This window comes from Rheinheimera sp., from assembly GCF_030824435.1.
In the GTDB taxonomy this organism is placed as follows: Bacteria; Pseudomonadota; Gammaproteobacteria; order Enterobacterales; family Alteromonadaceae; genus Pararheinheimera.
In genome coordinates this window covers 33533-58586 of the sequence record NZ_JAVBXS010000009.1, presented here as the reverse complement: position 1 = coordinate 58586, position 25054 = coordinate 33533, and the positions used below count along the sequence as shown (strand labels likewise).

The 25054-nt window shown below is 48.0% G+C and carries 26 protein-coding genes and 1 riboswitch; of the genes, 9 read left to right on the top strand and 17 right to left on the bottom strand.

The window, feature by feature from the left end; genetic code table 11:
* Positions 1-13 precede the first annotated feature (13 nt).
* From RCH83_RS00870 to RCH83_RS00860, 3 genes are read left to right on the top strand one after another with little or no spacing between them, the layout of a single operon-like run.
* Positions 14-106, top strand: a complete 93-nt coding sequence (locus tag RCH83_RS00870) for a cob(I)yrinic acid a,c-diamide adenosyltransferase (protein ID WP_373689724.1) — start codon at positions 14-16, stop codon at positions 104-106.
* Between the two features lie 45 nt (positions 107-151).
* The gene (locus tag RCH83_RS00865; RefSeq protein WP_306518089.1) at positions 152-1093 is read left to right on the top strand and encodes a cobalamin-binding protein; all 942 of its coding nucleotides are present in this window, start codon (positions 152-154) and stop codon (positions 1091-1093) included.
* Positions 1094-1135: 42 nt separating this feature from the next.
* The gene (locus tag RCH83_RS00860) at positions 1136-1828 is read left to right on the top strand and encodes a DUF5610 domain-containing protein (RefSeq protein ID WP_306518087.1); all 693 of its coding nucleotides are present in this window, start codon (positions 1136-1138) and stop codon (positions 1826-1828) included.
* Between the two features lie 164 nt (positions 1829-1992).
* Here the strand turns inward: RCH83_RS00860 and RCH83_RS00855 are convergent, their stop codons facing one another.
* The 3 genes from RCH83_RS00855 to RCH83_RS00845 all read right to left on the bottom strand — a co-directional run bounded on the left by RCH83_RS00855 (position 1993) and on the right by RCH83_RS00845 (position 4293).
* Positions 1993-2370: a PH domain-containing protein gene (locus RCH83_RS00855; protein WP_306518085.1), complete on the bottom strand. Its 378-nt coding sequence runs from the start codon at positions 2368-2370 to the stop codon at positions 1993-1995.
* Between the two features lie 129 nt (positions 2371-2499).
* Complete coding sequence (locus tag RCH83_RS00850; RefSeq protein WP_306518083.1) at positions 2500-3222, bottom strand: short-chain dehydrogenase; 723 nt, start codon at positions 3220-3222, stop codon at positions 2500-2502.
* A 42-nt stretch (positions 3223-3264) separates the two neighbouring features.
* Complete coding sequence (locus RCH83_RS00845) at positions 3265-4293, bottom strand: NAD(P)/FAD-dependent oxidoreductase (protein WP_306518081.1); 1029 nt, start codon at positions 4291-4293, stop codon at positions 3265-3267.
* 199 nt (positions 4294-4492) lie between these two features.
* On the opposite strand from RCH83_RS00845, the gene msrA reads away from it, so the two are divergent.
* Positions 4493-5026, top strand: coding sequence for a peptide-methionine (S)-S-oxide reductase MsrA (msrA, locus tag RCH83_RS00840; protein ID WP_306518079.1), 534 nt, complete (start codon positions 4493-4495; stop codon positions 5024-5026).
* A gap of 138 nt (positions 5027-5164) precedes the next feature.
* Here msrA and RCH83_RS00835 read toward each other — a convergent pair whose 3' ends face one another.
* Complete coding sequence (locus RCH83_RS00835; RefSeq protein ID WP_306518077.1) at positions 5165-6973, bottom strand: TonB-dependent receptor domain-containing protein; 1809 nt, start codon at positions 6971-6973, stop codon at positions 5165-5167.
* 34 nt (positions 6974-7007) lie between these two features.
* A riboswitch (cobalamin riboswitch) is annotated at positions 7008-7242 on the bottom strand.
* A 93-nt stretch (positions 7243-7335) separates the two neighbouring features.
* A complete protein-coding gene (locus RCH83_RS00830) occupies positions 7336-7818 on the bottom strand; it encodes a YajQ family cyclic di-GMP-binding protein (RefSeq protein ID WP_306518075.1) in 483 nt (160 codons plus the stop codon).
* 126 nt (positions 7819-7944) lie between these two features.
* Here RCH83_RS00830 and RCH83_RS00825 point away from each other — a divergent pair, with 126 nt between their 5' ends.
* Positions 7945-8316 (top strand): VanZ family protein, encoded by a 372-nt coding sequence (locus RCH83_RS00825; RefSeq protein ID WP_306518073.1) that lies wholly within the window; start codon positions 7945-7947, stop codon positions 8314-8316.
* Positions 8313-9209, top strand: a complete 897-nt coding sequence (locus RCH83_RS00820) for a ketopantoate reductase family protein (RefSeq protein ID WP_306518072.1) — start codon at positions 8313-8315, stop codon at positions 9207-9209. Before RCH83_RS00825 ends, RCH83_RS00820 begins: the two co-directional genes overlap by 4 nt.
* 106 nt (positions 9210-9315) lie before the next feature.
* Here the strand turns inward: RCH83_RS00820 and thiI are convergent, their stop codons facing one another.
* The 3 genes from thiI to pomA all read right to left on the bottom strand — a co-directional run bounded on the left by thiI (position 9316) and on the right by pomA (position 12705).
* Positions 9316-10776, bottom strand: coding sequence for a tRNA uracil 4-sulfurtransferase ThiI (gene thiI, locus RCH83_RS00815; RefSeq protein WP_306518071.1), 1461 nt, complete (start codon positions 10774-10776; stop codon positions 9316-9318).
* Positions 10777-10927: 151 nt separating this feature from the next.
* Positions 10928-11926 carry a flagellar motor protein MotB gene (locus tag RCH83_RS00810; protein WP_306518070.1) on the bottom strand — a complete coding sequence of 333 codons (999 nt, stop codon included), beginning with the start codon at positions 11924-11926 and terminating at the stop codon, positions 10928-10930.
* 8 nt (positions 11927-11934) lie between these two features.
* Positions 11935-12705 (bottom strand): flagellar motor protein PomA, encoded by a 771-nt coding sequence (gene pomA, locus RCH83_RS00805; RefSeq protein ID WP_306518069.1) that lies wholly within the window; start codon positions 12703-12705, stop codon positions 11935-11937.
* A gap of 189 nt (positions 12706-12894) precedes the next feature.
* Here pomA and xseB point away from each other — a divergent pair, with 189 nt between their 5' ends.
* The 3 genes from xseB to dxs are packed head-to-tail and all read left to right on the top strand — an operon-like array spanning position 12895 to position 15916.
* A complete protein-coding gene (gene xseB / locus RCH83_RS00800) occupies positions 12895-13140 on the top strand; it encodes an exodeoxyribonuclease VII small subunit (protein ID WP_306518068.1) in 246 nt (81 codons plus the stop codon).
* A 1-nt stretch (position 13141) separates the two neighbouring features.
* Complete coding sequence (ispA, locus tag RCH83_RS00795; RefSeq protein ID WP_306518067.1) at positions 13142-14029, top strand: (2E,6E)-farnesyl diphosphate synthase; 888 nt, start codon at positions 13142-13144, stop codon at positions 14027-14029.
* Between the two features lie 15 nt (positions 14030-14044).
* Positions 14045-15916: a 1-deoxy-D-xylulose-5-phosphate synthase gene (gene dxs / locus RCH83_RS00790; RefSeq protein ID WP_306518066.1), complete on the top strand. Its 1872-nt coding sequence runs from the start codon at positions 14045-14047 to the stop codon at positions 15914-15916.
* Between the two features lie 139 nt (positions 15917-16055).
* On the opposite strand, the gene RCH83_RS00785 is transcribed toward dxs, so the two are convergent.
* From RCH83_RS00785 to nrdR, 9 genes are all read right to left on the bottom strand, one after another.
* Entirely contained in the window at positions 16056-19112 is a 3057-nt protein-coding gene (locus RCH83_RS00785; protein WP_306518065.1) for a diguanylate cyclase, read from the bottom strand.
* 27 nt (positions 19113-19139) lie between these two features.
* On the bottom strand, positions 19140-19616 hold the full coding sequence (locus RCH83_RS00780; protein WP_306518064.1) for a phosphatidylglycerophosphatase A: 477 nt from the start codon (positions 19614-19616) through the stop codon (positions 19140-19142).
* Positions 19613-20575, bottom strand: a complete 963-nt coding sequence (gene thiL, locus RCH83_RS00775) for a thiamine-phosphate kinase (protein WP_306518063.1) — start codon at positions 20573-20575, stop codon at positions 19613-19615. Before thiL ends, RCH83_RS00780 begins: the two co-directional genes overlap by 4 nt.
* A gap of 28 nt (positions 20576-20603) precedes the next feature.
* Complete coding sequence (nusB, locus tag RCH83_RS00770) at positions 20604-21017, bottom strand: transcription antitermination factor NusB (RefSeq protein ID WP_306518062.1); 414 nt, start codon at positions 21015-21017, stop codon at positions 20604-20606.
* Between the two features lie 9 nt (positions 21018-21026).
* The gene (gene ribE, locus RCH83_RS00765; protein WP_306518061.1) at positions 21027-21491 is read right to left on the bottom strand and encodes a 6,7-dimethyl-8-ribityllumazine synthase; all 465 of its coding nucleotides are present in this window, start codon (positions 21489-21491) and stop codon (positions 21027-21029) included.
* Positions 21492-21646: 155 nt separating this feature from the next.
* Entirely contained in the window at positions 21647-22756 is a 1110-nt protein-coding gene (gene ribBA / locus RCH83_RS00760; protein WP_306518060.1) for a bifunctional 3,4-dihydroxy-2-butanone-4-phosphate synthase/GTP cyclohydrolase II, read from the bottom strand.
* A 34-nt stretch (positions 22757-22790) separates the two neighbouring features.
* Complete coding sequence (locus RCH83_RS00755) at positions 22791-23441, bottom strand: riboflavin synthase (RefSeq protein WP_306518059.1); 651 nt, start codon at positions 23439-23441, stop codon at positions 22791-22793.
* Between the two features lie 2 nt (positions 23442-23443).
* Positions 23444-24583: a bifunctional diaminohydroxyphosphoribosylaminopyrimidine deaminase/5-amino-6-(5-phosphoribosylamino)uracil reductase RibD gene (gene ribD / locus RCH83_RS00750; protein ID WP_306518058.1), complete on the bottom strand. Its 1140-nt coding sequence runs from the start codon at positions 24581-24583 to the stop codon at positions 23444-23446.
* Positions 24584-24586: 3 nt separating this feature from the next.
* Entirely contained in the window at positions 24587-25039 is a 453-nt protein-coding gene (nrdR, locus tag RCH83_RS00745; protein WP_306518057.1) for a transcriptional regulator NrdR, read from the bottom strand.
* Positions 25040-25054: the final 15 nt, after the last annotated feature.

Here is a 25054-nt window from a genome sequence, read left to right as displayed (position 1 = left end):
TTGCCACCGCAGCCTGATAGAACTTGCCGACACTGTCAGTGAAGTGCAGTCAGTGAAACATGCTTTTGATGCCGGCATTCGGGTGCAACAAGGTATTGACTGGTAACGTATTCACATAACTCAGATGGTCCCTTTATTAAAAACGGCGTTTATGACAAATCATCCTGCAACAACAATAACAGCCTTCTTATCACACTCAACACTGGGTGTTATAAGTGGTTTTGCCGCCAAACTGCTGTTTTGGCTCTGTTTAATATTCCCGGTGTTTTTGTTGCAGGCAGAGCAAGCCAATTCAGCAAACGAACTTAAACTGATTGTATTAGCACCGGATTTAGTCGAGCTGTTGTATAGCCTGGACGCTGGCGGGCAAATTATCGCCAGCAGCGAACATGCCGACTACCCCGAAGCGGCCAAAGCTTTGCCAAGGGTCGGCAATTACGCCGGTTTGTCGCTGGAAAAAATAGTCAGCCTTCAACCCGATTTAATTTTGTATTGGCAAAGTGGCACTCCGGTTGCGGATGTTGAACGTTTACAAGCGTTAGGTTTAAAACTTGAAAGTTTTGAAAATAAAACTCTGGATGACATAGCAAAGAATCTGCTGCGTTTGGGGGCTCTGACCGGTCGCACGGAAAAAGCGGAACAACTGGCCACTGCATTTCGCGCCCGGCTTCAGGCCATCACCACAGCTTACAGCAACAAAACCAGCATTCCGTTGTTTTACGAAATCTGGGATAACCCTTTATCGACTATCAGCGGTCAGGCCTGGCCGGCACAACATCTGCGTTTATGCGGCGCTCAAAATATCATCAACACCAGACAAAATCCGTATCCGCAGGTCAGTGTTGAACAGGTGATAACGGCAAATCCATGGTTAATAGTACAACCTGTATCAAAAAATGAACCTAGAACCTTGTTTCAATGGCAGGAGTTCACAGGGGTTAAAGCGGTTAAATATCAACAGTTTGCTCAACCAAATAGCGATTTGTTACACAGGGCAAGCTTAAGAACCCTCACTGGCGTGCAGGAGCTTTGCCATTTAATTGATAACAGCCGGCAATTTTATGCTCAAGTTATCCGGGGTGTCGGCCGATAAGCTGGCTATAGTGTAAAACAGACCCAATGAAGGTGGCCCTCAATGAAGATCCAGACCCAAATTCCGACCAGTGCCAGCAGTAATGATGTGGTTAAAAACGACAAAACAAATCAGTCAGCTGCGGCTGAACAAAACCGACCTGCCACTGCAGCAGAAATGTCGCGCGCCAACAAGCAGGAGCTCAACCAAAGCATTTTGCAAAGCCAGCTGGATATCAGCTTAAAGTCTGAAAACAAGTCGTTAGGTTTGTTATATCGCACAGTATTGAGTGCTGTTGGCAAAAGCCTGAAAAATGACGGTGAAAAACCACCTTTACCAGAGCAAGCCGCCGACAGAGCCACAGAAGCTCGCAACAAGGACAAACCAGGTGTTGGCAATAATCCTTATAGCCAGACTGAAGACACCTCGCCTCAAGCGACGGCCGACCGTATTGTGGCTTTTGCTACTAACTTTTATCAGCAATACCGTGAGCAGAATAAAGATTTAACGGATGAAGATGCCATGACCAAATTTATGGACATCATAGGCGGCGGCATTGATAAAGGCTTTACCGAGGCCCGTGATGTACTCGATGGCATGGGCGAGCTGCAAGGTAAAGTAAAAGAAGATATCGACAGTACTTATGAGCTCATTCAAAAAGGTCTGCAAAGTTTCAGAGAGCTGACTTTGGAAAAAGCCAAAGAGAACAGTACAACCAACCCTGCTGAGCCTATTGAAGACAACACCACAAACTAAGTGCAGCGCCCTGATGTGTTTTGACTGATCAAAAAAATGCCGCATTGTAGCGGCATTTTTAGTTCTGTTTTATTGCTTTATCAATGGCTGCAGACGACAGCGTTTTGCTGATACTATCACGGCAACAAAACGCATTTATTTAAACTGTTATCATCAAAAACCTATCAACGGCAAACATAAGTGGCCAGCGCTTTTTGCACCGCCATAATATTGCCATCTTTGTTAAAGGTTTTGTTGATAGGTTGCTCAGTGCCACTTAACCAGATTTTTAAATCAGACTCTAAATCAAAATGGCCTTTGGTCTCTGCGGCAAAACGCACCACTGAGCGATAAGGTACGGACATATATTCTTTTTTAGAACCGGTCAGGCCTTGTTTATCAATAAAAATCAGACGTTTATTGGTAAAGACTATCAAATCGCGGATAATTTTAAAAACCTGCTCCAGCTTTTCACCTTCTGCCAGAATGCTGGCCAACTCCTGTTCGACATCGGCCACATCAATTTCGGCGGCATTGCCCAATAAGCCACTGAGGATCCCCATGTTTTTGCTCCTGCTATGAAAAAAGCCAGCATAGAGCCTGAGCTGATTTGCTTCAACCTCTAAAAGTTGTGCGTACTGTTCACCACAGGCTTCTGGTTTTAACTGCAGGTGCGATAACCAAACAATGGCTTAAAAAGGCAATACAGAGCCATCCCAATGCAGCAATTTGCCATGTTGTTCAGGCTGAAGATCACTGGCTACCTGCCATAAGCGCTGTGCGGTTTGCTCGGGTGTTTGCAACTGACCTGGCGGCAGATTACGCACAAAAGGCGCTGACAACAAAGATGTGGTGGTGCCAGGGTGCAGCGCAGAAAGCACAGCCGGCGACTTGTTTCGCGTTAATTCAATTGCCGTGGTTTTCACCAGCATATTCAGCGCCGCTTTGGCACTGCGATAGCTATACCAGCCACCTAATTCGTTATCACTGATACTACCTACTTTGGCGCTGAGCACCAGCACGCGGCAAGCATGGCTTTGCATATAAGCAAACAGCGCCTGCAGGTGTAACGCCGGCAATAAATAATTGACCCACCAGCTTGTTAAGGCGGCCTGTTCATCAAGCTGGCGAATAGTTTTTTCGGCTTTCACATTGTCTTGTTGCAACAAACCATGGCAGATAAAAATATCGGTGGGCTGAAACTGCTGGCAAAGCCCGGGCAAGCTTGCCGCAAGTGTGGCACCTGCATCACCTTGTTGCAGTTCAAGGGTTAACCAGAGATCCGGTGTGAAATCATCGGGCGCCGCAAAACGACTGACGCCGGCAATAGCTGCCCCCTGTTTTTGCGCATAATACAGCAGACCCCGGCCAATGCTGCTGCCGGCGCCAAGCACTAATAAACGTCTTTGTTGCATCGTCAATTCCCGATTGGCATAACACAGCTAACTGCAGTGTTGTTACAGCTGTTGCTGCAAAAGTTGCTGTGCGGCCTGAACACCAGACAACCAGGCGTTTTCTACCCGACCGCCTAAGGTCCAGTCACCACACAGTGCCAGTTGCAATTTGTGATCAAACAACACACCACAAGGCGGTAATTCGCTATTGTAGCTGGCATATAACCAGCGATGACAAAGGGCTGCCGCCACTTTGACTTCAGTGCCAAGCACCTGGCTCAGCTCTAAAGCAGCCATGGCTGAAATTTGTTCAGGCATGGTTTCAAGCTCTACTGCACTGACTTCCGGCGACAAATGCACCAGCCACTGCTCAGGCGCTTCATTGAGGTTTTCCTGTAATCTTGCATGATGGCGGCCGGGTTTGGCCGATTGTTTGGCTATCCAGCGTGATTTGCCTTGTTGTACAAAAATTGCCTGAGCCGGATGATGGGTGGGAGTGGAAAGTTCAAGCAACACAGCCCAACAAGGTAACAAAGCTTGTTCCGGTATCTGTAATGACAAGGCGGCACCTTGCAACAACTGGCGTGCTTGTTCAGGTGGACAGGTTAATAACAACAGGTCAAAACCACCAAAACACTCGCCCTGTTCAGAGCAAAGCTGCCACTGTCCTCGACTCTGACTGCTAACATTGCTGCAAACAAAACTCAATTCATTGATTTTACAGTCAAAATGCAAAGTTGCACCGGTAAACTCTGCCGCCAGCATCTGATGCATGGTACTGGTGCCTATATATCGGATTTCATCATCAGCCGAGGGGCTTAATATGCTCTGGCTGAAGCTGTAAGGCACAACAGGCCAGACTTGCACCAGCCCCTGCTGTTGCCACTGTTGCACTTGTTGCTGAAACCCGCCGGTTCGGGCAGTAAAATACTGGGCGCCAAAGTCAAAACTACCAGCAGACGCTCTTTTACTGCTCATACGCCCACCTGGTCCACGGGACTTTTCAAAAACACTGACTGACTGCCCTTGTGCTATCAGCAGTTTTGTTGCTGCCGCTGCGCTGATGCCGGCACCAATAATTGCAATTTTCACGCGCACTCCCCGTTCACAGCAAAACACAACCATAAAACCCTGTGTTGTTTGTGATGTAGTGAACTGTTTTTTATTAAAAGCTGTATTACACTCGCGCCATCTTGCTCTTGCATCTGCGTTTACAGCACCTTCCATCGATATGATTAGACTACGGCAAAGTGAAAACAGCAGATCATCAGCGCAACAACAGGACAAAAAAATGAAGCAACAACAGATAACTTTAGCCGCCGGCTGTTTCTGGTGTGTCGAAGCGGCTTTTAATATGCTGCGTGGGGTGCAACAAGCAAGCAGCGGTTATATGGGCGGCCATCAACTGAACCCAACCTACCGTGATATTTGCACAGGCGAAACAGGCCATGCCGAAGTAGTACAACTGAGCTTTGATGCCGATGTGATCTCGCTGGCCACCTTACTTGAAGTGTTTTTTTTCCTGCACGACCCCACCAGCCTGAACCGTCAGGGCAATGATGTTGGCACCCAATATCGCTCTGCCATTTTTTACGCCAATGAGGAGCAACTGCTGGCAGCCAAAGCCGCGATAACAACACTTGAACAAAGTGGTGGTTATAACAAAAAAATAGTCACTACGCTGGAGCAGCTTGCGGTGTTTTATCCGGCGGAAAGTTACCATCAGGGTTATGCGCTGGCCAATCCAACTCAGCCTTATTGTCAATTTTTGGTGTTGCCTAAACTGGCGAAATTCCGCCAGCAATTTGCATCTTTGCTGAAATAAATGGCCTTGCTTATAAAAACGGATGTGCTGATAGCCTGACGGCTGTATTAAACCAGATGCACAAAAACAACAAAGCCGGCACTTAAGGGCACCGGCTTTTATTTATCACAAGGTTATTGCCGCCTGAGCTGTCCGGCGTTAAAACGCCAGCATTTGGACACCCAATACAAACTCCAGACCGGCCTGACGGTAACCCAGATTGGTTTGATAAGTTTTATCAAACAGGTTGTCGAGCTTAGCCCGCAAGGTAATGCCAGGTTGCCACTGATAAGCCACACCTGCACTCCAAATCACATAACTGCCAAGTTCTGGCTGCAAATTGCCTTGCCAGTCTTTACCGGAGAAAGAACGACTCTGATACAAAGCTTCAGTGCTGAAAGTCCAGTCCTGATAAGTTTTGCTGTTGAGCCAGCTGATTTTATGCTCAGGACGTTTTACCAGCTTCAGGCCGGTTTTTTCATCTTTGCCATCCAGAAAACCATAACTCAGGCGCTGCTCAAAGTCGTGAATGGCAAAGGCAGCACTGAGCTCTGCCCCTTTGATACTGGCCAGCAGCACGTTGGTGTTTTGTTGGCCACGCTGAATAAGGTTGGTTAAATCACGGTCAAACACCACAAAATCTACAGTGACAGCGGATAACTGGTAATTCAGCCCCAGCTCGCGTGCTAACGACTCTTCCGGTTTTAACAGCGGGTTGCCGTATTTTGGCCAGTATAAATCGTTAAAAGTCGGTACTTTAAAGGCTGAGCCCTGGCTAAAACGTGCAGTGAGTTCCGATGTCAGCTGATAACCGGCGCTCAGCTGATAGGTATTTTTGCTGCCATAGTTGGTGAAGTTGTCGTGACGCACAGCACCATCAAACAACCAGTTGTTGTTATCAAAAGCAAAACCGGCAAAAGCACTTTGGTTATCACGGCTGTCGGCTGAATAATTAGGTGCATTTTTTTGCACTTCTTCCTGATACCAGTTAGCGCCCGTCAATAAATTCAGTTGTGCATTTAACACATAAGTCAGCTGATAAGCCGCTTCGTCCCTTTTGGTCTCAAATAACGACTCCGGGCTTCGCAGACCATAACTGATGTCGCTGTCGATGCTATGTGCCAGTTTAAGCTGATGACTAAAAGCGCCGCGACTCAGACTCCAGTCCAGCTGATGTGAGTCTTGTTTGGTGTCGGCCATATCGCCGCCAAAGTCGCTGTCGTATTGATAAAAGCCGTCGTTTAGCTGTGAGTACCAGCGCCATAAACCTGCTTGCGTTTGGTACTCAGCTCCGGCGTTCAGATACGATTGTTCAAAACCGTCATCATCCGGATCTGCACCAATTTTTGCAGAAAAACCATCGGCCATCGCAGTGCCGACACTGCCAAATAACGTCAGGTCGCCGCTTTTCTGACTGCCGGACAAACCCACTTCGGCCAGCTTATTGCTACCTAAGCTGGCATTAAATTCAACTTTTTCACCCTGATGACTGGTAATGGCAATGACACCACCTAAAGCGTCAGAGCCATACCATGCGGCTTTTGGGCCGCGGATAATTTCGATTTTTTCAATTAATGCCACAGGTACCATCGCCAGCGACTGATATCCCAAAGTGGCAGAGCCAATCCGGACACCGTCTAATAACACCAGGGTATGACCACTGCTGCCACCACGGATAAATACACTGCTGTTTTGGCCACGACCACCGTCACGGGCCACACTGACACCGGCAACTTGCTGTAATAAAGCTGGTAAATCACGTACCTGACGGCGGATGATTTCATCACGATTGATCACAGTGACACTACTCAGCGTTTCGGCTACTGCTTTGCTCTGACGATTGGCATAAATGCTGATATGTTCCAGGGCGGCATCATCGGTAGATTTGGCAGCTAAGGTTTGCGGGGTATTGGCAACAACGGCAAAAGAGCTGACCACTGCAAGGGTCAGTAAAGATAATTTCAACATGGAAACTCCATAATACACGCCCACCGCGTGCTGTTGGGTGAATGTATTTTCAGGCCGGTCTCCGGGCTGCATCATCCAGACTTATTCAGCAATAACTGAAATAAATCCGACTCGTTTTATACCTTCCCATCCAAAGACAGTGGCAGTGAAAAACAAACAGCCCAATGGCTGATGATGTTACCGTTGCGGGGGCAGCTCTGGCTTTTAACCAGATTCCCGTTTCACTGTTGCAAGCAAGCTTCAACAGCACCTGAAAAACGCGGCCACAGTGTAGCGGCCGCTGATAGATTGTCAACAGAAATCCAGATGGCTAATTCATCAAAATGAACGCCGGCAATAATCTCTGTTGGCAGACAATTCAATTAATCGCGAAAGTTCTGATACTGGAAAGGCTGACCTAAATCGGCTTGGCGAATAAGGGCAATAGCTTCTTGTAAATCATCACGTTTTTTACCGGAAACCCGGACTTCATCACCCTGCACCGCAGCCTGAACTTTACATTTGCTTTCTTTAATCAGCTTAACAATTTTACGCGACATATCCTGATCAATACCTTGTTTCAGGCTCAGCAACTGGCTGTAAGTTTTGCCTGAATGCACCACGTCTTCTTCTTTAAAAGAACGCACATCCAGGTTACGTTTCACTGCTTTGGCCAGGAAAATTTCTTTCATCTGTTGCAGCTGGAATTCGGCTTCAGCACTCATGCTGACTTGTTTGTCTTTCAGCTCAAACTTGGCGTTAATACCACGAAAATCAAAACGGGTGTCCAGTTCGCGGTTGGCGTTTTCTACTGCGTTCAGCACTTCCTGCTGATCAACCTTAGACACAATATCAAATGAAGGCATCAGTGCTCTCCTTTATAAATACAATAAGATGATGACATAACATCATGAAAAATTGGTGCGCTGGATTATAGCGAAAATGGCCGTATAATCCGAGCCTTGGCGCTATTGTTACCGGAGATTTTTATCATGCTGTTAAAGCCATGGCATTTTCGCTGTGTATTCAGCGTTTTTTTGCTTGTTTGCACTGTTGGTTTTTTAAAAGACGTAAGCGCAGTGCCATCGGGTTGGGTGCCAAACGACAAACTGATGCATCTGCTGATTTTTCTGGTGTTGATGGGATTATGGCAACTGAGTTTTTATGGCAGAACCCTGGCTGGTGTTGTGTTGCTGGCGCTTTATGGTGCAGCTATTGAACTGGCACAACACTTTTTTACCAGCCGGTTTGGCGACTGGTGGGATTTATTGGCTGATATTGCGGGTTTAGCTTTGGCGCTATTGCTGTGGCAATTACCGTTCTGGCGCAGATTTGCGCCTGCCAAAACACTGGAGCAAGCATGAAAACACCCTGGCTGGTGGTTGGCAAAGGCGCCATAGGTTTATTGGCAGCCAGTCGCTGGCAACTGTGCCAACAACCTGTGTTGTTATGGCAAAAACAGCCAAAATCGCTTTGTTACCGCTTTAGCAGTGGCAGCCAGGACTATGCCATGATGCTGCAAAATGCCCAAAGCGGACCTTTTGACAAAGTGCTGGTACCACTGAAAGCTTATGATGTGGTTGATGCGGTCAAGTCGTTATTGCCAATGCTCAGTGAGCAAGCGCAAGTAGTGTTATGTCACAATGGTATGGGCACTTTAGAGCCCGTTAAAACATTACTTGGCCCCAGGCAGGGCTTATGGTTTGCCAGCACTACCCATGGAGCTTATAAACCCCACGCACTGCATCTGCGTCACACCGGTTTTGGCAGCACTATATTAGCGCCTTGTAATCAGGCCGCCCAACACTGCAGCTGGAATCTAACAAAGGAGCTCAGTCAGGCCTTGTCGCCTTTAACTTTGGTGGATGACATCACCCCTTATTTATGGCGAAAACTGGCGATGAATGCTGTCATTAACCCACTGACTGCTTTACACAATTGTCGCAACGGTGAATTGAACAAAGCTGAATTTCAGCAGCAAATCAAAAGCTTGCTTGCTGAATTTGTGTTAGTGGCCAGCGCATGCGGTCAAAGTTTTACTGAGGGCGAGTTATATCAACAGCTGCAGCAGGTGCAAACCAGCACAGCGCAGAATTTTTCTTCGATGCAGCAGGATGTCGCGAACGGCAGACGCACCGAACTTGGTGCTATCACGGGGTATCTGTTAGCCCAGGCTGTTTTGCATCAGTTGCAGTTACCTGCACATCAGGCGCTTTATACTGCTTTAGCAGCAAAACTCGAACCCTGGCAGCTGTAGTTATCCGGGGAGTCATGTTGTGAATATTTGTAGCGAAGACAGGTGTTGACGATCAGGTTTAATTTATGCCGGACAGCATAGCCATCCGGCCTTCAGAAACTAAAGATCAAAGCTTTTTATAAACAGCGACGTTCTGATAACCCTGCTCTTTCAATAGCAGCGCTTGTAGCCTGCTCATCACACCACGGTCACAATACAAATAATATTGTTTGTCTTGTGCCAAGGCAGCAAAGCCTGACGCAATTTTATAAAACGGCAGTTCAACCACAGTATGGCTGGCAAGTTCCAGCGGCTGACGTTCAGTTTCTTCCGGTGAGCGCACATCCAGCACCACAGCGCCTTCAGGCAATACAGCTTCAGTTTCAACCGTTGCCACTTGCTGGCCCGCCTGATACTCGACAGTGCGGATATCAAGCACTTTGGCATCCAAACTGACTTTTTCCAGAATACTAAAATCAAAACGTGCTTCGGCGGCATTCACATCAGCCAGAACAGCATTAATGGTTGGGCTTTTAGATATCACACCACAATACTCCGGCATAGTTTTGGCGAGGTCTTCCACACCAATGGCACGGGCAATATCAATAATTTCCTGTTTATCCTGATACACCAGCGGGCGCAGGATCAACATGTCAGTAACGCGGTCTATCGCATTTAAGTTAGCAATAGTTTGACTGGCCACCTGACCTACACTTTCGCCTGTGATTACAGCTTTAATATTCAGGCTGTCGGCAACTGTAGTGGCAGCGCGCATCATCATACGTTTAAGCACAACGCCCATCAGGCCACTGTCAATTTTTTCGAGAATTTCCGTGACTACAGGGGCAAAATCTACAGACACAAATTTTACTTTGTGCGACAAACTGTATTTTTGCCACAGATAAAACGCCATTTGCCGCACACCGGTTTCGTGCGCTGCCCCCCCTAAATTAAAAAACAAATAATGGGTGCGCAGGCCTTTTCTGATCATCAGATAACTGGCCACGGCGGAATCAAAACCACCGGAAATAAGCGACAACACATCACCCTGAGAAGGCAGCGGAAAACCGCCCATGCCCTGATATGCACGGCGCACAATAATCAGTTTTTCTTTGCGTATCTCGACCTGCACTGTCACGTCCGGCTGCTTTAACCGCACTTGTGCTGTTGGGATATGCTGGTTTAAGCCACCGCCAATATAACGTTCGGCTTCGATGGAAGAAAACTCATGATTGCCCTGGCGGCGCACCCTTACACAAAAAGTTTTGCCATCGAGCTGGTCGCGGTAAACCGCCAACACTTGTTCAAAAATATCGTGTAAAGAACTGAACTCAGAAGATTGCATCTGGGCAAACTGCACTATGCCGGGGATACATTGCATTTGTTCGGCCATCTTCATGGCCATATTGTCATCACCTGATGGCGAAGTGACTGTCAGATGATCGTATAAGTTACGCACCACAATAGCGGGATCCAGCTGCAACAAAATGGTTTTAAGATTTTGCTCCAGCAGCATGGTCTGGCGCTTACGCACCGACTTACTTTTAATGGAGATTTCAGGGTGTAACTTAACAATAAATTCAATCATAACTGGGCTGCCGGCAAAAAACTGGCGCGCATTATAACGCCATCGGCAAAAAAAGCGGCATTGTTTGTCTGTCAGGCTGTAAAAGCCCTACTTGCAATGCCGCTCTTTCTTGTTAAAGCAAAGAGTTAAAACACAGCGCCTGCAAACAGCATTAACCCACTGGGGTTGCAGGCTGCGTCAGAGGCTGAGCTTGCGGCTGGTTTGCTGGTTGCGCTTGGGGCTGAACTTGCGGTTGCAACTGAATAGGCGCCGATTCTTTCGCTTTACCCTGCATAATAGATATTTCCACTCTGCGGTTACGCCGACGGTTTACTTCAGTGTCATTGGGTACTAAAGCGCGGGTATCGGCATGACCAACCACCACAATACGGTCTTTTTCCAGACCAGTACCCTGCAGCAATTCAACAGCAACGGACACCGCCCTTTTGGCCGATAACTCCCAGTTATTGCTGTTCAGCTCATCGGACACCTGATCATTGTCGGTATGGCCGGATACGGTAATCTCCCCTGGAATGTCTTTTAAAATAGCGCCAATTTGTTGCACTATAGGTTTAAAACGAGGTTGTAAAAAAGTTGAACCAGACGGAAAAGAACCGTTTTCCCGGATACGGATAATAATTTGCTGGCCTAAAGACTCCAGCTCTATAGCACCATCCTGAATTTGCTGCTCCAGCTGCTCGGCGATTTTTTTCACCATTTCATTGATCTGTTCCTGCATCATCGCAGTTTCAGTTTCCGGTTGCGCCTGACTTTGTTCATCGGGGCTGTCGCTTAAACCACCGGTTTTATCTTCACGTTGTTCTTGCCGGCCACCGGCAGAATCTTCCTGGCCCGCCTGAAACTCCAGCGTTTGTTGTGTCATATCTACTGTTTGTTGCTGCAGGGTGTCGATAGGGGTCGGATCCGGCCGTCCCGGTCTGAACTCCATGGCAATCACGCTGGTGCCTTTGGGAATGTCTTTAACTTCAATTTTATTTTGCACACCAAAAGCAAAAGCCATGGAGCCAGCCAGCTGCTTAAACTTTTGTACGTCCATTTCGGAAAACGACAACAACAATACAAAAAAGCACATCAACAGCGACATTAAGTCAGCAAAGGTACCCATATAGGCGGGCAAACCGGGGGGTGGGCATTTCGGACATTCAGCCATAACCGCTCCTACTCTGCTTCAGCTTTAGGTTCGCGTTTTGCCGCCATTAAATAATTGCGCAGCACCCCTTCAATCACTTTCGGGTTCTGGCCGTCCTGAATGCCCATAATAGCGTCCAGAATAAGCTGATTATTGGTTTTTTCTTCTTCATTACGCACTGCCATTTTGTCTGCCAGTGGCATGCAGATACAGTTTGCCTGAATGGCACCGTATAAAGTAGTTAACAATGCCACCGCCATCGCAGGCCCAATGGCTTTTGGATCTGACATATTCGCCAACATAGCAACCAGACCTATCAGGGTTCCTATCATGCCCATGGCCGGGCCTAAATCGCCCATTTGCTTAAACACAGCAATAAACACACCGTGCCTGTTGTAAGTCAGGTCAATATCTTTTTCCAAAGTGCCGCGTACCACATCGGCATCATGGCCATCCACCAGCATATTGATACCTTTTTGCATAAAAGGATTGGGAATTTCCGCTTCTTCCAGCGCCAGAAAGCCGCCTTTACGGGCTGAATCTGCCAACTGTACGGCTTTTTCAATCAACTCTTCGGGTGATTCACTTTTAAACATAAAAGCTTTGCCGGCGGCTTTAAAAGAGCCTCCCAACTGACTAAAAGTGAACTTCATAATCACCACAGTGATACTGCCACCAAAAACGATAACGATTGAGATAAAATCGTAAAACATCATCAGGTTGCCGGCAGCACTTAAGTACATAGCCCAGACCATCATCCCGATAGTGGCAACTAAACCTATGACGGTTGCTAAATCCACATTATTCTCCCGAAAAATACATACCAAATATCAGATTTATCTTAGCTTATAGTGAGTTATCGACCAATAGCAGTAAATGCTTAAAATTATTTGATTTGTGATTCAAATTTAGTTGCCGTGACAGCCATTCTGATTGACCATAGCCAAGCTCTGAGGTAACTTTGCGCACACTTTTAAAAAGGCCGGATTATGAGTAAAAAGCAAGCAAATCCGCAGCAATTTGAGCAGATGATCGCCGAGCTGGAAGCTATAGTGCAACAGCTGGAACAAGGTGATTTGTCGCTCGATGATGCGCTGCAACAATTTGAACGGGGTGTTGCCCTGACCCGCGCCAGCCAGCAGCAATTGCAGTCTGCCGAGCAAAAGGTGCAAATTCTGCTGCAACAAAACAACGGTGAACAACTGGTTGCTTTTACCCCACCAGCAGGAGAATAAAGTGGCGTTAACTGTATTGCCGCTCTACCAGCAAAGAGTAGAGCAAAAAATGGCGGCCCTGTTGCATGCCAGAGTCAATACCGATGCTGAATTGTTGCAGGCTATGCAATACAGCCTGTTATCCGGCGGTAAAAGAATAAGACCTTTTCTGGTGTACAGTTGTGGCCAGATGCTGGGTGCCAGTCTGGAAGATTTAGACGCTCCGGCTATGGCGCTGGAGTGTTTACACACTTATTCACTGATTCACGACGACTTACCAGCCATGGATAATGACGATTTACGTCGTGGCCGGCCAACCTGTCACAAAGCATTTAACGAAGCCACAGCTATTCTGGCAGGTGATGCGTTGCAGGCCATCGCTTTTGAAGTGCTGGCGTCACACCCTTATCAGCAAGTGAATTTTAAAGAGCGGCTATTGATGGTGCAGCAACTGGCGCTGCACTCAGGTTATAACGGTATGTGCGGTGGTCAGGCCATTGACTTGGCCCACACCAATAAAGCAATGACAGTCAATGCCTTAGAAGCCATGCATCAGCTAAAAACCGGCGCTTTAATTGAATCAGCCGTACAAATGGCCTGGTTATGCAGCCCCAAACGTGATGAAGCAGAACTTGCCGCTTTAGTGCAGTATGCAAGGGCATTGGGCCTGGCATTTCAGGTGCAGGACGATATTCTCGACATTGAAGGTGATACTGCCACTTTGGGTAAACCTCAGGGTTCTGATCAACAAGCCAATAAAGCCACCTACCCGGCTTTGCTTGGTTTAGAGGTTGCCAAAGCCAAGGCGCAGCAACTCTTTGCACAAGCCAAAGACGCACTTTCTGTGTTACCTTATGACACCCAACAACTCAGCGCATTTGCCCACTACGTAATTGCACGCAGCTTTTGACCAAGGTTTTAGTTTATGGCGCCCGATATTCTTGATTACCCACTGTTAGCCAAAGCCAATCTGCCTGGAGAGCTGCGCCAGTTGCCCCAAGAGCAACTGAGTAAACTCAGTCATGAGCTGCGGGACTATTTATTAAAATCGGTCAGTCAAAGCAGTGGCCATTTTGCCTCTGGTCTTGGCACTATTGAGCTGACAGTTGCTTTGCATTATGTCTACAACACGCCTTTTGACCGTTTAATCTGGGATGTGGGCCATCAGGCTTATCCGCATAAAATTCTGACCGGCAGACGCGACCGTATGCCAACCATTCGCCAGCTGGACGGTTTACACCCTTTCCCTTGCCGCGAAGAAAGTGAATACGACACTTTAACAGTGGGTCATTCCAGTACCTCCATCAGCGCTGCTTTGGGTATGGCCATTGCCGCCAAAGCCGAGCAAAAAAACCGCAAAGTAGTTGCCGTAATTGGTGATGGCGCTATTACCGCTGGTATGGCGTTTGAAGCCTTAAACCACGCCGGTGAAGTAAAACCCGATATGCTGGTGATTCTGAACGACAACGAAATGTCGATTTCAGAAAACGTCGGTGCGTTAAACCGTTATTTTGCCCGTATTTTATCGGGGAATTTTTATACCAGCCTGCGTGAAGGTGGCAAAAAGATTTTAAGCGGCACGCCTTTGCATGAACTGGCCAGCCGCGCCGAAGAACATTTTAAAGGTATGGTGACCCCTGGTACTTTTTTTGAAGAGCTGGGTTTTAACTATATAGGCCCTATTGATGGCCATGATGTGGTTACATTGGTCGACACCATCCGTAATATGCGTCAGCTCAAAGGCCCACAACTGCTGCATGTGGTCACCAAAAAAGGCAAAGGTTACGCCCCGGCTGAGCAAGATCCTATTGGTTATCATGCCGTCAGTAAATTTGACCCAAGTGCTCAGAACAAACCCGCCAAAAAAGCCGGTAAACCAAATTTTTCCAATATTTTTGGCAACTGGGTGTGTGATATGGCGGCGCAGGACGCAAAACTGCAGGCTATTACGCCAGCAATGCGCGAAGGTTCAGATTTAGTCCGTTTTTCAAAAACTTATCCGGACCGTTATTTTGACGTGGCGATTGCCGAACAACACGCCGTTACTCTGGCGGCAGGTATGGCGATTGATGGTTTAAAACCGGTAGTGGCTATTTATTCCAGCTTTTTACAACGGGCTTATGATCAGCTTATTCACGATGTGGCTTTGCAAAATCTTGACGTGTTGTTTGCCGTAGACCGCGCCGGTATTGTTGGTGCTGACGGTGCCACCCATCAGGGTGCTTTTGATTTAAGTTATATGCGCGCTATTCCAAATATGCTGATCATGGCACCTTCGGATGAAAACGAATGCCGCCAGATGTTGTACACAGGGTATATGCACAAAGGCCCGGCGGCAGTGCGTTACCCGCGTGGTTATGCCAATGGCACTGAAGCACAAAGCCAAATGAATTTGCTGCCAATAGGCCAAAGCCGCACTGTGCGTCAGGGCAAAAATACCGCCATTCTCTGTTTTGGCCCGCTGTTGCATCAGGCCGTTGCTGCTGCAGAAGCTCTGGATGCCACGCTGGTAGATATGCGTTTTGTTAAGCCTTTGGATTTAGCTTTATTACAACAGCTGGCAGCCTCACATCAGACGCTGGTGACAATAGAAGATAATGCGATAGCAGGTGGTGCAGGCTCAGCGGTGAACGAAGCTGTAGCTGCGCTTCGGCTTCAGTTCACTTTATTAAATTTAGGCTTGCCGGATCAGTTTATCCGCCACGGCTCGCAAGAAGAGTTATATGCAGAACTGGGGCTTGATAGTGCGGGCATCCTGACGCGTATTCAGCAATTTATGGCGCAACACCCCGTTTAATCACCGCACGCTGAGCAGCCACAGTGCTGACTATCAGCGGTTTTTTGGTGATTCAACAGTACGTTACATCCAGTCCATATAAAAAGCCCGGTTTCTTCACCGGGCTTTTTTATATCAATTGCAGCTGACACAGCCTTTGTTAGGGATTGGCTTTACCTACTTTACATAAAGTTAAATCAAACCAGGCCACACTGCCAGCCAGGAATTTTTCTACCTGAGCTTCAATATGATTACTGTCTTCAAACTCAAAAGCATCAACCTGCTGATCAAACAAGATACTGGCAACCCCATTACGTCCGGCATGCTTCACATGGAAAAGCGCAAGCTCGGCCAATTGCAGAGATACTTCCCAGCCAATCAGTTGGCCACCTAACAAATCAAGCGGATACAAGGCATAACCAATAGAACAATTTAACCGCACTGCCCTGCCATCCGGTAACAAAAACGACTCCAGCGCCACCAGTTCGTTTAACCGCAAAGCAAACTCTTTCACTAAGTCCTGCGGCACATCTCTGAGTACCAGCATAAATTCTTCACCGGCGTAACGCACCACATAATCTGAACCCCGGGTTTCGCGGATCAGCAGACCACTGATTTGTTGTAATACGCTGTCACCGGCGCTATTGCCGTATTTGTCGTTGATATGTTTAAAGTTATCCAAATCCAGATGAATAAGTGCAATACATTTATTTTGCGCCAGCATCGACTCTCGGTTGCGCTGATAATGTTCAATATCTTTGGGCAGCTGCTCAAACATAAAACGCCTGTTGCGCAGGCCGGTTAACGGGTCTTTGTGCGTCAGTTGTGATAATTGTTCGTTCAGCTCATTCAGCCGGGTGTTGCTGTTTTCCAGCTCCTGAGTGCGTTGTTTTACCAATTTGGTTAATGAAGCTTCTCTAAGCTGGTTATTGCGCCGGCCAAGCCAAAACAGGCCATACAAAATAATCAGTGCAAGCAGCAACCAGAGACCACGGTAAATAATAGTTTCATCAAAACGTTTGGGGATCACCAGCTCAAGCTCAGTATTTTGCGCCAATTCCCAGCTTTGGGTACTTTGCCGGCTTTGCAACTGAAACTGATAGATGCCAGGTGGCAAATTGGTATAAATCGCTTCCCTTCTGCTGCCGACATAATGCCAGCCTGCATCAAAACCTTTTAGCTGATACCTAAACTCCAATGCTGCCGGGGTCAGGAAATCGACAGCGGTGTAACGTAACGTTAAATTGCGTTCGTCAGTCGCCATCACCTGACGGCTTTGTGCCGGTTGCACTTCGTAATTGCGCTGCTGCGACACAACCTGTTGCAACAGAGGTCTGCTGGTCGTGTTGGGGCCGCCTTTAAAATTAAGCGGCACAGACACCAGCCCTTTCAGGGTTGGGTAATACAACTGCTGATCCAGCATAGCCACCTTGCTGTGTCCGGTGCCGTTACAACAACGGCCAGGCGCGGTACCAAGCTGGCGATCGAATGGTGTCAGTACCTGTTCAAACAAAGATTTACTTTGATCGTTACGTACCAGATCGGCCGGGTGGAAACGGAAAATACCTTTGAGGGTGCTGGCCCAGACATAACCGGATTGGATGTCGTCATACAAACTGACAATAGGTTCAAAAGGCAGACCATTGGCGGTGTCAAACTGCAGCCATTTACCGTCAAACTGACGGATAAACAAACCATCATCAATAGTGGACGCCAGCAAGGTGCCATCTTTTCGCCACAACAAACTGCTGACATAAGCATTATACAAGGGGCTGCCAAGACCAATACGTAACAACTTCTCTTTTTGATACTGAAATCCACCTCTGGTGGTACCGATCAATAGTTTGTCGCCCTGATCTTCAATATAAGTAATAACAGTGGACTCAAGTTCATTGTTGCCGGCAAAAACACTGAGTTTGCCGTGCTGATATTGATAAATACCGGCACTGGTCCCCAGCCAGAATCCACCGGCAACTCTGGGTTTTACCACACGTGCTTTTACACCTTGTAACACCGGGTCCAACAGCTGTAAGTCACCGTTATCCGGATTTAACCGGTAAACCCCGCTGTCGGCTGCCAGCAACCAGTCCCGGCCATCCTGTTGCATATCTTGGATGGTACCCAGACTGATATTTTGTGCAGTGGTTATCGGCGAAAACTGATGACTGGCATCAAGAAAACCCAGCCCCTGTTGTAAAGCCAACAACAAACGGCCATCCGCAGCTGTGGCTACACTGCGCACCACTTCGTCCGGCTGGTTTTTACCTACAATACGTTTTATTTTGCCTCTGGAAGCACGGTAAATACCATCACCAAAACTTCCCAGCCAAACGTTCTGCTGCCTGTCCTGGTAAATATCGGTAAACAAAGTGGAGCTGCCCAGTTCATCACGGCTGATCACCTGCCAGTCCTGATCCTGGTGGCGATGAAACAGTTCGCTGTAACCCGATACCCAGTCGCCCTGTTGTTTATCATGAAACAGCTTATAAACAGCTTTGGAATCGCGCAGTGGCAAAGGACAACGGTGAAAATGCTGATCGGCGCCAACATGGTAATAACCCTGTTCGCTGGCCAGATGCATACTGTCATGTTCCCACAATAAATCATAAATCGGATGTTGGGCCAGATCGGCTGGCAGCGTTAGCTTATCAAGCTGACCTGTTCTGGAGATTTTATATAAAAATTTGCTGCTGCTGATCCAAACATCTGTCGGCGTGACTTCAAGCTGATTGACCTGCTCTTTTACCTGCTCTACCCGGCTTATTTTGCCCTCTTTGACCCGAAACAGATTATCTGCCGCCACCCAGATTTCGTCCGGCGCAACTTCGACTATGGCAGTCACTTCACCCAAAATAGGGTAACGGTCAAACTTCAAGGTTGCACTATTTACACCAGATAAACCCGAACGGGTCCCGACCCAGATATAACCGTTACTGTCTGTTAACAGCCTGGTAATAGTGTTGCTGATCAGGTGTCTGTTGGCTTGTGAGGTAAACACATCAAACTTATTACCGTCAAAACGATTCAGCCCGGTTAAGGTACCTATCCATAAATAACCTTGCTGATCCTGGGTAACAGCCCGCACTGAGTTATTGGATAAACCATCGGCAGCTGTCCACTGTTTGATATCGTAATCGTAGATAGACTGAGGCTGCTGAGCATGGATAAAAGAGGAGAAAAAAAGCAGTAATAACAAAAACAAAGGGGCAGAATTCATAACGACCTGCAACAGGTTAACCGGGAATTACAATTGGAGAGGTAACCATACACTATGAAGCAGCAGGCAGGCCAGTACTCCGGCGACAATATCATCCATCATCACGCCTAACCCACCCTGCAGATTGCGGTCAAACCAGCGGATAGGCCAGGGTTTAGCAATATCCAACAGCCGGAATAACACAAAAGCAACCAGCACATTTTGGATGCTAACAGGCACAGCCCACAGCGTAATGGCAAAACCTACTATTTCATCCCAGACAATAGCACCGTGATCTTTTGCGCCAATATCACGACTGACATGATCACAAAGGTAAACCCCAAGCACGGCGCCGGCCACTATTAAAGCCGCCGACCAACCCAAAGGCAACATGGCCAATAACCAGACCAGCGGCAAAGCAGCCAGGGTGCCAAAGGTGCCTGGTGCTTTAGGCGCCAGACCACTGCCAAAACCCAGAGCCAGCCAATGTTGCCATTTATTCAGATGAAATGGATGGGGTTTCATTCGAAGTGTTGATATCCCTGATGCTGATAAACAAACAGCTGATCGGCGTTTCGAAGTTCGAGTTTACCTGCCACCCCTGTAATTCGACCAATACAAGTCACAGGCACACCATAGGGGGACAACAGGACTTCGAGCGACCCCCTTTTATCTTCCGGTACGGTAAACAACAACTCGTAATCTTCACCACCGGATAACGCACACTCGAGCGCCTGTTGCCAGTCGCAGCTATCTTTGAGCGCCTGCGACATCGGAATTTTACTGACATCAACAGTGGCCCCCACTTTGGAGCGCCGCAGGATATGCGGCAAATCACCACATAAACCATCAGAAATATCCATAGCACTGCTGGCAATAGTACGAAGAGCCTGACCAAGCGCCACACGGGCCGTTGGGTAATGAAAACGCTGCAAAATATGAGCACGGTGTTTTTTACTGACTTCAACCTGGTTTTGTACCAGTTTCAGCCCTAAAGCTGCATCTCCCAAAGTACCGGTGACATAAATATAATCACCTACTTTGGCGCCGGCGCGGGTTAAAGCTTTGCCTTTGGGCACCAGCCCTTTGGCAATCACAGTCAAAGTTAAAGGCCCACGGGTGGTGTCGCCGCCTACCAACTGACAATTGTAATAGTCAGCAGTTTCGCTTAAACCTTCGGCAAAAGCCTGCAGCCAGACATTGTCGACTTTTGGCAAAGTAATAGCCAACGACAACCAGCTGGGTTCAGCACCCATGGCCGCTAAATCGCTGATATTTACCGCAACCAGTTTGTGACCTAGTGCTCTGGGATCCACATCAGGGAAAAAGTGCACACCTTCAACCATAGTGTCTGTGGTCACTACCAGATCAAAACCTTCGCGCACCTGCAATACAGCACCATCGTCACCAACACCGATGACAACATCGCTTCTGCTGCGTCCGGCCTGGCTAAAACACGCTGTGATGAGTTCAAATTCGCCCATAAAAAAGCCGACTTTCGCCGGCTCTCCATCAATTTGGTCGCAGTAACTTCACTGCTTTATCGAGGATGCCGTTAACGAACTTGTGACTGTCGTCAGCGGCGAAGGCCTTGGCGAGTTCAATCGCCTCGTTGATGATGACCTTGTATGGCACATCGAGGCGGAACTTCAACTCATAAGCCGACACCCGCAAAATGGCTTTTTCCACCAAATCGATTTCTTCAAAAGGACGATCGATAAAAGGTTTAACCGCTTCATCAAGCACAGCATGGTTCACAGCAACCCCCCGCAGGATGTCCTGAAAATAAGCCACATCCAGATGCTTGGTGTTTTGTTCCAGCAGCAACTGTTGTTCAATATCGCCAATAGGGTTTTTGCTGACCTGCCAGCTATAAACCCCCTGGACTGCCAGCGAACGGGACTGGCGACGTGCGTTTGGTTTCATCTAAAAGTCCTAGAGTTGTGCTAACACATTAACCATTTCAAGGGCAGACATGGCTGCTTCGCCACCTTTGTTGCCCATTTTGGTGCCTGCACGTTCAATCGCCTGTTCAATGCTTTCAACTGTCAGTACGCCAAAAGCGACTGGCAGATTATGTTGCATCGACACTTGCGCTATGCCTTTAACACATTCGCCGGCGACGTATTCAAAATGAGGGGTACCACCACGGATCACTGCACCCAGTGCAATCACCGCATCATATTTACCGCTTTGTGCTACTTTCTGCACGGCCAGTGGCAGTTCAAAAGCGCCAGGTATCCGCACTACTGTGATATCGCTGTCAGCTACATCGCCTACCCGCTTCAGGGTATCGATGGCACCTTCAAGCAGACTCTCCACGATAAAGCTATTAAAACGTGCCACCACAATGGCAAACTTTTTACCTTTGGCAGCTAAACCAGCTTCAATCACTTGCATGGGTAATCCTCGTTGTTGTTAAACCTTGCTGCTAAACAAGGGATGGCCATCAATAGCCACAGTCATTCAGTACAGATGGTAAAAAAGGCCGCATATAATAGCACAACAAGGGCCTCATCCGACTAGTGTTTCTTTGTTGTTGTTTTTAATCAGACTTATTCCGACACGTAGTCCACAACTTCCAGACCAAAACCTGACAGTGCATGGTAGCGTTTTGGCTGACTTAATAAACGCATTTTACGAACCCCAAGGCTAGCCAGAATTTGTGAACCTACACCCACATTGCGTGAAGTGCCTTTCCAGGGGGCACTGACCGGTTTTTCACCTTTGTCTTCGGCTTCAAACGCCTGTACTGTCGCCATCAGCTCTTCAGTGCTTTCATGTTTACCCAGCAGCACCAGCACACCACCTTCAGCGCTAATACGTTTCATCGCGCTGTGCAGTGAAAAACTGCGGTTAGCGGCGCGGTCTGCCAGCAACAAGTCACTGAACGTATTGTGCAAATGCACCCGCACTAAAGTTGCTTGTTCCGGCTGAATCTCGCCTTTTACCAGGGCAAAATGAATCTGGTTGTCGATGGTGTCGCGAAAAGTGAATAAATCAAACTCACCACAAGCTGTTGGTAACTTACAGCTGGCTACTTTTTCAATAGTGGTTTCATTGAGGTTACGGTATTCAATCAGATCGGCGATGGTGCCAATTTTAATGCCGTGCTTGGCGGCAAACTTTTCAAGATCAGGCCGGCGCGCCATAGTGCCGTCGTCATTGAGGATTTCAACAATGACAGATGCCGGCTCTAAACCCGCCAGACGGGCTAAATCACAACCAGCTTCAGTGTGACCGGCGCGCACCAGTACACCACCATCCTGCGCCATCAATGGAAAAATATGACCAGGTTGTACTATGTCAGAAGCCTTGGCATCACGCGCCACTGCAGCTTTGACAGTGCGGGCACGGTCGGCCGCTGAAATACCGGTAGTGACGCCTTCGGCCGCTTCAATTGACAAGGTAAAAGCAGTGGCAAACTGCGATTTGTTTTTGTCGACCATCAGGCTCAGGTTCAGTTGTTTGCACCTGTCTCTGGTTAAAGTCAGACAAATTAAACCACGGCCATAAGTCGCCATAAAATTAATGGCATCAGGCGTGACATAATCAGCTGCCATCACTAAATCACCTTCGTTTTCCCGGTCTTCGTCATCCATCAGAATGACCATTTTACCGTTGCGGATATCTTCAATAATTTCGGCAGGCGTATTTAATTGCATAACTCACCTAATAGGGCCAGGCCCTTTTGTGGGCTCAGAGGAAGCCGCGTTGTTGTAAGAGTTCCAGACTGACGCCGGATTTGGCCGGTGCTGCTGCGCCGGTAATTAGTCGTTCAAGGTATCGGGCCAGCAAATCTACTTCCAGATGCACTTTGCTGCCCGCTTCAAGCTGTTCTAAAGTGGTTTGCTGCGCTGTATGCGGCACTATGGTTAAACGAAATTCGTCTGCCAGCAGTTCATTCACTGTCAGACTAACTCCATCCACAGTGATAGAGCCTTTTTCGGCAATATAACGGCTAAGTTCAGCCGGCATTTTTACAAAAATCTGCCAGGCCCGGCCGGATTTTTCAATTCGGCTGACACTGCTAAAACCGTCCACATGGCCGCTGACCAGATGCCCGCCCATACGGGTGGTTGGTAATAAGGCTTTTTCCAGATTCAGCCGTTGCCCGGTTTTGTAGCTGCCAAACAAAGTACGCTTCAGGGTTTCGGTGGATAAATCGGCACTAAACCAGTTTGCCCCAAATGCAGTAACCGTCAGGCAAACACCATTGCTTGCAATGCTATCGCCAAGCTTTACATCTGAAAAATCAAGGCTTTGGCTCTGAATTTTCACACTGACATCACCGCCTTTGGGTGTTAGTTGCACTAAAGTGCCTGTGGCTTCAATAATTCCGGTAAACATTGTTATTGTCCTTTCACTTTGGCACGTAGCCGAAGGTCGGCACCAAACTGCTGAATATCAAACCAGTTGAGCCTGGGCGCCTGGTTCATCTCTGTCAGTTCAGCAAACTCTAGCATTGGCCTGGCATCGGGTCCGAGCAGCACGGGCGCCTGATAAAGCACCAGCTCATCAACCAGCTGTTGTTGCCATAAGCTGCTGGCAAGTTTTGCCCCTGCTTCTACCCACAACATATTCACCGGCAAAGTGGCGATAAAAGCAATGACGGCCTTCAGATCAAAACGACCATCAGCGGCCAGTGCCAAAGCATGACGCTGCACTTTTAACAGTGTTGACTCTGGCAGTTGTAACAAAGGCCAGCTGTCATTTTCCCTTGCTTGTGCCTGATGCAACAAAATGATGTCGCCACCTTGCAAAAACAAGGGCTCCTGCCCCGTTAAACGACAAAGCCGGTCAAGAATAATACGAAGCGGCTGGCGCATGCTGCCGTTTTTAAGGGACGTGATGTCTGGTGCACGCACATTCAACAGCGCATCATCACAAAGCACAGTTTCAGCGGTAGATAAAATAGCGCAGCTTTGGGCACGAAGATGCTGCACATCCAGGCGTGCTTCAGGTCCTGTCAGCCACTTGCTGACGCCGTTTTTCAGTGCGGTACGGCCATCGAGACTGGCCGCCAGTTTTAGCTGTACATAAGGCAGCTGATACAACATTTTATGTAAAAAACCCGGATTTAACGCGCGGGCTTCGTTTTCCAGCAAACCGCTTGCTACTTCAATACCAGCATTTTGTAATAAAGCGATACCACGGCCAGAGACCTGTGGATTTGGATCTGTCATCGCCAGCACCACTCTGCGGACACCGGCATCAATCAGCGCAAGTGCACAAGGTGGCGTGCGACCATAATGACTGCATGGCTCTAAGGTGACATAACAAGTGGCGCCTTTGGCTTTTTCAGCTGCCTGACGCAAAGCAAAAACCTCAGCATGTGGGCCACCCGCCTGCTGATGGTAACCTTCACCAACTATCACACCATCTTTAACCACCACAGCACCGACATTTGGATTGGGTGAAGTGGTAAAACGACCAAGTGCAGCAAGCTTTAGCGCCCTTTGCATAAACAGGTGATCAGACTCAGAGAACATCACTTAATCATCCCCTAACCGGGCAATTTCTTCACCAAATTCGCGGATATCTTTAAAAGAGCGGTAGACAGAGGCAAAACGGACATAAGCCACTTTATCGAGTTTCACCAGACCATCCATAATCAGCTGACCAATCAACTCACTTTGTACTTCACGTTCACCTGTTGCACGCAGCTGCGACTCTATTTTACTGATCAAAAGTTCGATCTGCTCAGTAGGCACGGGGCGTTTTTCTAAAGAACGTTGCAAGCCACTGCGTAACTTATCTTCGTTATAAGGTTCACGTGAGCCATCTCTTTTAATAATGCGTGGCATCACCAGCTCAGCGGTTTCAAAAGTGGTAAAACGTTCATGGCAGGCACCACATTCACGGCGGCGACGCACCTGATGGCCTTCAGCCACTAAACGGGAATCGATCACTTTGGTGTCATCAGCTCGGCAAAACGGACAAAACACGGGGGTGTTCCTTAA